The following is a 10,656-nucleotide window of genomic DNA, read 5'->3' on the forward strand; positions in this document are numbered from 1 at the left end:
GGCCGATCCGCCGTATCAGGCGCGGCAGGTCGCGCAGGATGGCGCTAAGCCCCATCAGTGCGATCTCGCTGCCGTCGAACAATGGCGCCAGGCCGAGCGCCTGCAAATGGCGGCCGCCGATGCCGACAAGCCGAACTTCGCGCCCGGTCATGCGCTTGAGCGCCTGCACAAGGTCGGCGCCAAGCAGGTCGCCGGACTCCTCGCCGGCGATGATGGCTATCTTCAACGGCCGCTCATTCGCCATGCGCCGGCTCCGCAGCAGGCAGGCCGATCACGAACAGGCCGAGCGCATTGGCACGTCCGATGGTGGCGGGACCTTCGAGCACTAGCGAGCGACCGGCTTCGACGGCAATGCCGGCCAGTCCGGCGGCATGCGCCGCCTCGACTGTCAGCGGGCCGATGGAGGGCAGATCGGCACGCAGTTCCTGACCGGGCTTGGCGCATTTGACCAGAACACCGCGGCTCCCGCCGGCCAGCCTGCCGTGCCCGCGCAACTCCCTTGTCCGCTCGAGCAGCCCGTCGGTGCCTTCGACGCCTTCCAACGCAATGGCGCGGCCGCCGACCGCAACAGCCGCTTGGCCGATATCCAGCGCGCCGATGGCTTTTGCCGCCGCGTGCGCCGCCTCGATGTCGCGCCAGTCGGATTTGCGTGGCGCCGCCTTGGTCAGCAGGCCTTCGGCGGCGACCAGCTCCGGCACGATCTCGTGAGCGCCGACGACCTTGATGCCGCTGCGCTCGATCCTGCGCACGAACAGTTTCAGCACCGTATCGTCCCCCCGGGTTACACCGACGAAGAGGCTGGGTAGCCACGCGAGCAGGCCCAAATTGAGGCGCATGGCGCTCAGCCTGGGGCGGCGCGTGATATGACCCGCGGTTACGAGATGCGTGACGTGGTGCCGCTTAAGGATCGGCAGCAGCGAGCCGACGTCTTCCAGCCTCAAGGTTGCCTGCTCATAGGGCTCGAAATCGCCTATGCGATCGACCTCGCCGGCCGCCATCACGACGAAGGGCAATTTGCCTTGCCGGGCGAGCGCTCGGGCAATTTCGACCGGGAGACTGCCGCCGCCGGCGATGATGCCGACCTTGGCATCTGGCGCGAGATCAAGGCCTTTTCCGGCAGCCTCAATCTTCGTCATCTGCCCTCAGTCTTCATCATCGGTATCGTCGCCGTCGCTACCCTTGAGGGACGGCACGGCGTAGTGCCGCTTGCCGCGACCGGCGATGAAGTCGACGATCTTCATGGCAGTCGGCGACGAGGCGAATTCCGCCTTGGCAAATTCGATGTTTTCGCCGACGGTCCGGGAGCGATCGAAGATCGTCTTGTAGGCTTTGCGCAGCAAGTGGATCTCCGAACGCGGCAGGCCGGCGCGCTTCAGGCCAATGATGTTGAGGCCGCGAAGGCTGGCACGGTTGCCAACGGCGATGGCGTAAGGAATGACGTCGCCGACGATCGCCGAGCAACCGCCGAGAAAGGCGTTATCGCCGATGCGGACAAACTGATGAACCGCGGTAAGGCCGCCGATGTAGACATTGTCACCGACTTCGCAATGCCCGCCTAACGTCGCTTGATTGGCGAAGGTGGCGTTCTTGCCGACCACGCAGTCATGGGCAATATGGGCATAGGCAAGGAAATTGCCGTTGTCGCCGATCGTCGTCTCGCCGCGGCTGGAATCGGTGCCGACATGCATGGTGACACCTTCGCGGATCGTGCAGTTCTCGCCGATCACCAGCGTGGTACGGCCGCCCTTGTGCTTGGTGTTCTGCGGCGGCCCGCCCAGTATCGCCATCGGATAGACCTTGGTCGATGCACCGATGGTGGTCGCGCCAATCACCGAGACATGGCTGACCAGTTCGACGCGGTCGCCGATCACGGCGTCGGGGCCGACGTGACAGAAGGGCCCGATGCGGGCGCCTTCGCCGATTTGGGCGCCTGCCTCGATGACCGAGGATGGATGGATGACTGTCTGGATTTTCATTAGCATTCGTTTGTCAGCCGCTTGCGACCATCATCGCCGAGATCTCGGCTTCCGCCGCCTTGGCGCCATCGACGAGGGCCTCGCAAGCGAATTTGAGAAGATTGCCGCGTTTCTTGATTTTCTTCACATGAATTTTCAGCTGGTCGCCTGGAACGACCGGCTTCCGGAACTTGGCATTGTCGATGGTCAGGAAATAAACCAGCGACGGCTTTTCCGTACCAAGGCTGCGGATGCAGATGGCGCCGGCCGTCTGCGCCATCGCCTCGATGATCAGCACGCCGGGCATGACCGGCTGGTCGGGGAAATGACCTTGGAAATGCGGCTCGTTTATGGTGACGTTCTTGATGCCGACGGCGGATTCGTCGCCATCTATGTCGACAATACGGTCGATCATCAAGAACGGATAGCGGTGCGGCAGGAGCTTCATCAGCCGCATTATGTCAACCGCTTCGAGCGTCGCCGCTGCGATGTCAGCCATTTCCCCCCTCACCCTGTTTGCGCGTCCGTGCAAGTCTGCGCAAGGCCGCTATCTCGCGCATGGCTTCCGCCATCGGCTGCGCCGGATATCCTCCCCAAATCTCACCGGCAGGCACATTGCTCATAAACCCGCTTCTTGCCGCAAGCTTGGCCCCGGACCCGATGGTCAAATGATCCGCAAGGCCGACACCGCCACCCATGGTGACGTTGTCGCCTACCGTCACGGAACCGGAAATACCCGAAAGCCCGGCTATTATGCAATTGCGGCCGATGCGAACGTTGTGCGCGATCTGCACCAGATTGTCGATCTTGGTGCCCTGGCCGATGATCGTGTCGGACATGGCGCCGCGATCGACGGTCGTATTCGACCCGATCTCGACGTCGTCCTGGATGATGACGCGGCCGATCTGCGGAACCCGCTCCGGACCCTTGGCGCCGGCCACGAAACCGAAGCCATCCTGGCCGATCCTGGCACCGCCATGGATGATGACGCGATTGCCAATCAACGCATATTGCACGCTGGCACCTGGACCGACATAGCCGTCGCGGCCAATCTGCGAGGACGGACCGATGACCGCATGCGGGGCAATGACGGTCCCGCTGCCGATGGCAGCGCGCGGTCCGATGATCGCACCCGCTTCGATGATCGCGCCGGCCTCGACATGGGCGGTCGCATCGATATGGGCGTGCGGCGAGATACCGGTTTCGCCGGTCATCGGTCCAGGTGTTGCAGCCGCCGGAAAAAGCAGACGCCCGACCATTGCGAAGGCCTGCTGTGGGCGCGGATGCACCAGCACCGCGATGCCCGCCGGCGCCTTGCCGGCAAATTCGGCAGGGCAGAGAACCGCCGCCGCCCGCAGTGACTGCATCAGGGCGAAATTGCGCCTGCCATCGACGAAGACAAGGGCGTTCTCGCCGCCTTCGTTGGCGGGCGCCAGAGCCTCGATCGATACATCGTAGAGACCGGAATCAACAAGCGTCGAGCCGGTCAGATTCGCGACTTCGCCGGCCGTATACCGGCGTGAGGGCGCGAAGAACACCGGATCGGTCATTCCAGAAGCAATATCCAGCTAGCGCATGACCCGAAAATCGGAAATCGACCCTCGGAAAGGATCATGCGCAAATCAAAGTGCTACAACGTCCTTTGCGCGTCCGATAGGACGCGCTGCGCTGTAGTGTCGGATCACTGCCATCCGGATCCAAACGAGCCGGAAGCATCATTGCCCGCGCATCAGAAGCGGGTCGATATGCCGAAGTTGAATTCCTGCACGTCGTCGGTCTTTTCCTTCTTGACCGGGATCGCATAGTCGATGCGGATCGGGCCGAAAGGCGATGCCCACATCAAACCGACACCGACGGAAGCGCGCCATTCCATGCCGGTTGTCGAAGAATTGACAAGGCCACTTGCGATTTTGCTGCCGTAGAGCGTTGCCGCATCGGCGAACACAGCACCACGCAAACCGAAGCTTTCGGGGATGACCGGCAGCGGGAACTGCGCTTCCGCCGAGGCATTGAAGTAGGTGGTGCCGCCGAGATGGTCATTGCTGTTGTCCGAAGCAACCGGGCCGATGCCGCCGTATTCAAAACCGCGGATCATACGGTCGCTGCTCTGGAAATGGTCGAAGACGCGCAGATCGCCGTTGCCATAGCCTTGGACATGGCCGGCGCCGCCCGAAATGAGGCCCACCAGGTCCAATTGTTCGGACAGCGTCTGATAAATGCTGCCGCGCGCCGTGACCTTGATGAACTTGGCGTCGCCGCCGAGGCCGGCCACTTCCGTGCCAACATTGGCATAAATACCGTCATGCGGGTTCTTCATGTCGTCGATCGTATTGTAGATCAGGCCGAGACTGACCGAAGACTTGAGCCATGGGCTCTCGTTAACGCCGTTTTGGATCGCTTGGGACACGTCGCAACCGGCCGCTGGGTCGCAGCCCTCATCGAACTCGTACTTCTCTTGCGCAATATTATAAGCGAGTTGCGTCGAGATATTGTCTGTGATCGGCAGGCCGAAGCGAACGGTCGCGCCTGTCGTGTCGCTGTCGTAATGGTCGTAGTTTCGGCTCTGCTTGTAGATGTCGAAGCCGGCCGCGATGCGGCGTCCGAGGAAATAGGGTTCGGTGAAAGAGAAGCTGTAGTCGCGCGAGTTCTTGCCACCGCCCGCTGCCACCTTGATGAATTGGCCGCGACCGAGGAAGTTGCGCTCACTGACGGAACCTTCGACGGACGGACCTGACGTTTCACCGCCGCTCGAATAACCGGCGCCGACGGTGAACTCACCGGTCGATTTCTCGACCACATCCACCACCAGCACAACCTGATCCGGCTCAGAACCCGGAACGGTGGAAATTTCGACTTTTTCAAAATAATCGAGCGCTTCCAGCCGCCTCTTCGCGCGCTGGATGAGGACCTGATTGAAAGCGTCGCCTTCGCTGACATCGAACTCGCGGCGAATGACGTAGTCGCGCGTCCGATCGTTGCCGCGAATCTCGATGCGCTCGATATAGGCCTTGGTGCCCTGGTCGACCGTATAGACGACCGAGATCGTGTGGTTCTCGAAGTTGCGGTCGCCGCGCGGCGTCACCTGGGCGAAGGCATAGCCGGATCCAGCGACCTTTTCGGTCAAGGCGATGATCGTGTCCTCGACGTTCTTGGCGTTGTAGACATCGCCCTTGTGGGTCTCGACCACCGATTCAAGCGACTTGGCGTCGACCTCGGGGATCGTGCTTTCGACGCTGACATCCCCGAACGTATAACGCTCGCCCTCCTGCACCGTGATGGTGACGGTGTATTTGTTGGTTGTGTCGTCGAGTTCGCCGACAGCCGAGACGACCTGGAAGTCGGCATAGCCGTGATTATAATAGAAGCGGCGCAGCAGCTCCTGGTCGGCGCGCAGCTTGTCCTCGTCATAAACATCGTCGCGCAGCACGAACGACAGGAAGGACGAGCGCTTGGTGGAGATGATGTCCGACAGACGGCGGCTCGAATAGGCGCTGTTGCCGACGAAATTGATCGCGGCAATCTGGGTGCGGCCGCCTTCGTTGATGTTGAAGACCACGTTTACCCGGTTGTCGCCGAGATCCATGATCTGGGTGGTCACGGCGGCATCGTCGCGGCCGATACGCCGGTATGCGGCCTTGACCGCCTCGACATCGGCATCGAGTTGCTGTTGCGAGAAGGTGCCGCGCGGCTTCAATTGCACCGCGGCCTCAAGCGCGTTGTCCTTGAGCTTCTTGTTGCCCTGGAACAGCACCTGGTTGACGACCTGGTATTCGGACACCTTGATGACCAGCGTCGATCCGACCTGGTTGATCTGCACATCCGAAAACAGCCCGGTGCCAAACAGCGCCTTGACCGCATCGTCGATATCCGAACTGGAAAACGCCTTGCCGGGCTTGATCGTCACGTAATTGCGGATGGTGTCCGCGTCGACACGCTGATTGCCGGTGACTTCGACTCTGGAGACGACAGCCGCCTCGGCGGCCGATGTGGCAACGAACTGCACTGCGAGCGCGCCTGGTACAACCAGAGCGGCGGACATAGCCACCGCGGACGCGGCGCTCAAAAACTTGGATGCTGCCTTCATCGGGCTTTTGTACCTTTTCTCGAAGTCCCCACGGCGAGAAAACCGGACGTGCGGTAATTTCCCCTACCGTATTAACCGGATTTTCCCTACACGCAAGGCTTCTGGTTAATTTGTATTTACTTAACCCTGCGGCGTGGCTTTCGCGTCACGCATATCCCCACGCATGGTAAACGGCGTCTCAACATTGCTCGTGCCGAAGCCAAATTCCTTCATGATTTCAGCACCCAAACAGATCGTTCCAGAAAACAAAGCCCATGAACCCGAGCACCAATATGAGGCCGCTTCGGTAAGCCATTTCCATCATGCGTTCGGACACCGGCCGCCGGATGACAGCCTCCACGCCGTAGAACAGAAGATGCCCTCCGTCGAGGGGGGGAATCGGCAAAAGGTTGAGAATCCCTATCCCGACTGACAGGAATGCAACAAGCTGCACGAGCCATTCAAAGCCGAGCTTTGCCGCCTGACCCGACATCTTGGCGATCTTGATGGGGCCGCCCAGCTGGCACTTGTCCTCGCGACCGACAACGAAACGTTGCAGGAACTGGCCGGTACGCTGGATGACGTGTCCGGTTTCCTGGACCGCTGCCCCGACCGCCCCGGCCGGACTATAGGTGATCAGCCGCGGCTGGCCGAGTTCCTTGTTGTTGACGACGCCGATCACGGCCACCTGGACCTTGTTGCCCAGTGCGTCTTGTTGTTCCATCAAGCGCGGCGTCGCCGTGACGGTGATTTCCTTGCCGCCGCGTAGCATGACGAAGGTGATGCTGTCGCCGGCGCGGCCAGAGACCAGACGCTGGACGTCGGCGAAGGTCTCGACCTTGCTGCCGTCGACGCTGACGAATCGGTCGCCGGGCATGATGCCGGCCGCGGCGGCCGGACTGCCGACAGTGACCTCAGCCACCATCGGCTCCAGCACGGGCCGGCCATGGACGGAAAACAGCACGGCAAAGACGGCGATCGTCAGCAGGAAGTTGAACAGCGGCCCCGCCACGACGGTCGCCGCGCGCTTCCAGATCGGCTGCGTGTGGAAGGCGACCTTGCGTTCCTCGTCGCTCAGCGCCTCGATCTCCTCGGAGCTGGGCTGGCTCGACGTCGCGTTCATGTCGCCGACGAACTTGACGTAGCCCCCGAGCGGTATGGCGCAAAGCTTCCAGCGCGTGCCGCGGCTATCGTTGAAGCCGATGATCTCTGGGCCGAAACCGATCGAAAAGGCTTTTGCGCCGATACCGCACCAGCGCCCGACGAGGTAATGGCCCATTTCGTGGACAAAAACGACCACGGTCAGCACGAACAGGAAAGGCACCAGCGTGCCGAGGACAAAGCCCTCTGTGCTGAAAACCGCGTGAAAAATCTCGTTCAATTCATGCCCTCAAATTCATCCACGGCACAGATCACGCCGCGACTGTGACATCAATCCAGGCGAATCCATGACGCAGCCCCGCGCCGGCCCACCGACGATGCCGTTCAAACCGGAAACAGACCCTGTGCCGGATGGTCGGCGGTCGCGGAAATCCAGCCGATGACGTATAGGGCGAAAGCCGCCGCGACAAGCCCATCTACCCGATCCATGATGCCGCCATGGCCGGGTATCAGCGTGCCGGAATCTTTACGGCCGTGGCGTCGCTTGACCCATGATTCGAACAGGTCGCCGGCCTGCGCGACAATCGAAAGCACCAGTGCGACCACGCCAAGCACGACGAGGTTGCCCGTTCCGGCTACGGCGGCCAGAAGCAGCCCGGCCACTACGCCGCCGACCACCCCACCGAGCGCCCCGCTCCGCGTCTTGCCCGGCGAGATCGACGGCGCCAGCCTTGGACCACCGATGGAGCGGCCGACGAAATAGGCAAAGATATCGGTCGCCCAAACCACGGCGAATAGGAACAGAATGGCCAGCAGCCCTGAATGGTCGCCGTCACGCAAGAAGGCCAGCGACAAGCCGGACACGGCCGCATAGGCAAGGCCGGATGCTTCCCACGGTCCTGCCCTGCGCATGGAAGAAGCGACGGCAGTGACAGCAACCAGAGCCGCGACGAGCGGCAGCAGCAAAGACGCAGGCAGGCCGGCGACGAGGGCACCAATAAAGACCACGATCAGCGCCTCGGGCAGAAAGCCGAGACCTGCCGTAGCACCAGCACCTGCCGGGGCAACGGGGCGGCTCATCCGCGTCCACTCGTAGAAGATGACCGCCGCCATGGCAGCGCAAAGCAACCGGAAGGACAGTCCGCCGAGCCAGGTCAGGGCAAGCGTGACGATGGCAAGCACGACGGCCGAAATGACCCGGAGTTGGAGGTTGCTCATTCCTCAGCCTGAGGCGACATCTTGGGCGGCAAGTCCGCCGAAGCGGCGCTCGCGGCCGGCGAAATCGCGCAGTGCATCGGACAGGTGCTCGCGACTGAAGTCGGGCCAGTAGCAAGGCAGGAAAACGAGTTCGCTATAGGCGGCCTGCCATAACAGGAAGTTGGACAGCCGAAGCTCGCCGCTGGTGCGGATGACCAGTTCCGGGTCTGGAATGCCCTCTGTATCGAGCGAGCTGGCAAAGGAATCGGCCGTGATCGCCTCGCTCTCGATCTCACCGCGCGCCACCGCCGCTGCGAGCTTGCGCGCGGTGCGCACGATCTCGTCGCGCCCGCCGTAATTGAAGGCAATGACCAGTGTCAGCGCCTCGTTGCTGAGAGTGAGCGTTTCGGCTTCCTCGAGCAGCCCCCTTATGTCGGGCTGCAGGCCTGCCCTGTCACCGATGACCCTGATCCGCACCCCACTCTGGTGCAGCTCGGCGAGGTCACGTCGGATGAAAAGCTTCAGCAGGCCCATGAGGTCGCTGACTTCGGATTTCGGCCGTGACCAGTTTTCCGACGAAAAAGCGTAGACGGTCAGGAAGGAGATGCCGAGGCCGGGGGCGGCGCGCACTGTCTTGCGCAGCGCCTCGACGCCGGCGCGGTGACCGGCCAGCCGCGGCAAGCCGCGCGCCTTGGCCCAGCGTCCGTTTCCGTCCATGATGATCGCGACATGCGCGGGCGTTGCCATATTCTCGCTTCCGGGCCAGGCGTGGCCAGACCCTAGACCTGCATGATTTCCGCTTCCTTGTCGGAAAGCAGGTGGTCGATGGTGCTGATTGTCTCGTCGGTCAGTTTCTGAACCTGGTCGGCCCGTTTGCGATGGTCGTCCTCACTGATGTCGCCGTCCTTTTCCGCCTTTTTCAGAAAGTCCATGCCGTCCCGGCGAACGTGGCGTGCGGCGACGCGGGCATTCTCGGCATAACCGTGCGAGATCTTGACCAGCTCCTTGCGGCGCTGTTCGTTGAGCTCGGGCAGCGGAATCCTGAGATTGGTACCGTCGACGATAGGATTGAAGCCGAGATTGGCTTCACGGATGGCGCGGTCCACTGCGCTGACCATCGACTTGTCCCAGACCGAAACCGAAATCATGCGCGGTTCCGGCACCGACACTGTTGCCACCTGGTTGATCGGCATGGTGGTGCCATAGGCCTGCACCTGGACGGCATCGAGCAGGTTGCTCGACGCGCGGCCGGTGCGCAGCGAAGCCAGATCATGCTTGAACGCGGCGATCGCCCCGTCCATGCGCCGTTTGAGATCGTCGTACTCGCCACTCATCATCGTCTCCTCGACCCGTTAACCCGGGTTCACTGCTTAGGCCCCTGTTCGAGCCTCATCCGCAACCGGTCCCTTTCGGGTTCATGGTCCGGTCAATCGTCTGCGACAACCGTGCAACGGCCGCCGCCCCTCAGGATATCGCCGAAGCCACCCTTCTCGTGGATCGAATAGACGATTATCGGAATGTTGTTTTCGCGCGCAAGTGCAATCGCCGCCGTATCCATGATCGAAAGCCCGCGTTTGATGACTTCATCATGGCTGATCCGCTCGAAACGTGTCGCATGCGGGTCCTTCTTGGGATCAGCCGAATAGACACCATCGACCTGGGTACCCTTGAACAGAGCATCGGCGCCGATCTCGGCGGCGCGAAGGGCTGCAGCCGAATCGGTGGTGAAGAACGGATTGCCGGTGCCGCCGGCGAAGATGACGACCTTGCCCTGGTTCATGTAGGCGGTCGCCTGACGCTGCGAAAAACTTTCGCAAAGCTCGGGCATGGCGATCGCCGACAGCACCACGGCGTCGACGCCGATCTTGTTGAGCGAGGTGCGCAACGCCAGCGAATTGATAACCGTGGCAAGCATGCCCATATGGTCGCCGGTGACGCGGTCTCCGCCTTTTGACGCAACCGCGACGCCACGGAAGATGTTGCCGCCGCCTATGACCACACCGACTTCGATGCCCAATGCGCGGGCCTCGGCGATGTCGGCGGCGATGCGGTCGACGACCGATACGTCGATGCCGAAATGCTGCTCGCCCATCAACGCTTCGCCCGACGCTTTCAGCAAGACACGTCGGTAGAGGGGCTTCACCGTCATCTGGTCCTCGTCATCGTGCGTGTGACGCGTTTCGGTGCGCCCCGAAACACTGGGCGTTCCGATACACGAAGGGGGCCCCCCCAGGCACAGCCCCCCCCCGCCGGAGAAGTGATTAATGGACCGGCTATAAAGCAACAACACCCCCCCCAAAAAACCACACCAACACGAAAAAAAGTATAATAAAACAAAAA

10 protein-coding genes and 1 pseudogene are annotated in these 10,656 nt (G+C 61.9%); all 11 read right to left on the minus strand.

What is annotated here, in order from left to right:
• Window positions 1-244, minus strand: a pseudogene (locus tag NKH04_RS32110) (lipid-A-disaccharide synthase); the annotation flags it as partial.
• The gene (locus NKH04_RS32115) at window positions 234-1,136 is read right to left on the minus strand and encodes an LpxI family protein (protein WP_352613726.1); all 903 of its coding nucleotides are present in this window, start codon (window positions 1,134-1,136) and stop codon (window positions 234-236) included. The gene NKH04_RS32115 and the pseudogene NKH04_RS32110, both read right to left, overlap by 11 nt.
• 6 nt (window positions 1,137-1,142) lie before the next feature.
• A complete protein-coding gene (gene lpxA / locus NKH04_RS32120) occupies window positions 1,143-1,976 on the minus strand; it encodes an acyl-ACP--UDP-N-acetylglucosamine O-acyltransferase (RefSeq protein WP_352474276.1) in 834 nt (277 codons plus the stop codon).
• 13 nt (window positions 1,977-1,989) lie between these two features.
• Window positions 1,990-2,454, minus strand: coding sequence for a 3-hydroxyacyl-ACP dehydratase FabZ (gene fabZ, locus NKH04_RS32125; protein ID WP_352502391.1), 465 nt, complete (start codon window positions 2,452-2,454; stop codon window positions 1,990-1,992).
• Complete coding sequence (gene lpxD / locus NKH04_RS32130) at window positions 2,447-3,505, minus strand: UDP-3-O-(3-hydroxymyristoyl)glucosamine N-acyltransferase (RefSeq protein WP_352613730.1); 1,059 nt, start codon at window positions 3,503-3,505, stop codon at window positions 2,447-2,449. Before lpxD ends, fabZ begins: the two co-directional genes overlap by 8 nt.
• A gap of 179 nt (window positions 3,506-3,684) precedes the next feature.
• Entirely contained in the window at window positions 3,685-6,039 is a 2,355-nt protein-coding gene (bamA, locus tag NKH04_RS32135) for an outer membrane protein assembly factor BamA (protein ID WP_352613732.1), read from the minus strand.
• A 217-nt stretch (window positions 6,040-6,256) separates the two neighbouring features.
• Entirely contained in the window at window positions 6,257-7,399 is a 1,143-nt protein-coding gene (gene rseP, locus NKH04_RS32140) for an RIP metalloprotease RseP (protein ID WP_352448821.1), read from the minus strand.
• A 104-nt stretch (window positions 7,400-7,503) separates the two neighbouring features.
• Window positions 7,504-8,337: a phosphatidate cytidylyltransferase gene (locus tag NKH04_RS32145; RefSeq protein ID WP_352474281.1), complete on the minus strand. Its 834-nt coding sequence runs from the start codon at window positions 8,335-8,337 to the stop codon at window positions 7,504-7,506.
• A 3-nt stretch (window positions 8,338-8,340) separates the two neighbouring features.
• A complete protein-coding gene (locus NKH04_RS32150) occupies window positions 8,341-9,063 on the minus strand; it encodes an isoprenyl transferase (protein WP_023674936.1) in 723 nt (240 codons plus the stop codon).
• 32 nt (window positions 9,064-9,095) lie between these two features.
• Window positions 9,096-9,650, minus strand: a complete 555-nt coding sequence (gene frr, locus NKH04_RS32155) for a ribosome recycling factor (protein WP_084640965.1) — start codon at window positions 9,648-9,650, stop codon at window positions 9,096-9,098.
• A 92-nt stretch (window positions 9,651-9,742) separates the two neighbouring features.
• Complete coding sequence (gene pyrH, locus NKH04_RS32160) at window positions 9,743-10,465, minus strand: UMP kinase (RefSeq protein WP_023674934.1); 723 nt, start codon at window positions 10,463-10,465, stop codon at window positions 9,743-9,745.
• Between the last annotated feature and the right edge of the window lie 191 nt (window positions 10,466-10,656).

This window comes from Mesorhizobium sp. M1365, assembly GCF_040317865.1.
GTDB lineage: Bacteria > Pseudomonadota > Alphaproteobacteria > Rhizobiales > Rhizobiaceae > Mesorhizobium.

Excerpts from the sequence above, each read along its gene's own strand:
- NKH04_RS32115 (WP_352613726.1), bottom strand. The coding sequence starts at position 1,136 with ATGACGAAGATTGAGGCTGCCGGAAAAGGCCTTGATCTCGCGCCAGAT.
- lpxA (WP_352474276.1), bottom strand. The coding sequence starts at position 1,976 with ATGAAAATCCAGACAGTCATCCATCCATCCTCGGTCATCGAGGCAGGC.
- fabZ (WP_352502391.1), bottom strand. The coding sequence starts at position 2,454 with ATGGCTGACATCGCAGCGGCGACGCTCGAAGCGGTTGACATAATGCGG.
- lpxD (WP_352613730.1), bottom strand. The coding sequence starts at position 3,505 with ATGACCGATCCGGTGTTCTTCGCGCCCTCACGCCGGTATACGGCCGGC.
- bamA (WP_352613732.1), bottom strand. The coding sequence starts at position 6,039 with ATGAAGGCAGCATCCAAGTTTTTGAGCGCCGCGTCCGCGGTGGCTATG.
- NKH04_RS32145 (WP_352474281.1), bottom strand. The coding sequence starts at position 8,337 with ATGAGCAACCTCCAACTCCGGGTCATTTCGGCCGTCGTGCTTGCCATC.
- NKH04_RS32150 (WP_023674936.1), bottom strand. The coding sequence starts at position 9,063 with ATGGCAACGCCCGCGCATGTCGCGATCATCATGGACGGAAACGGACGC.
- frr (WP_084640965.1), bottom strand. The coding sequence starts at position 9,650 with ATGAGTGGCGAGTACGACGATCTCAAACGGCGCATGGACGGGGCGATC.
- pyrH (WP_023674934.1), bottom strand. The coding sequence starts at position 10,465 with ATGACGGTGAAGCCCCTCTACCGACGTGTCTTGCTGAAAGCGTCGGGC.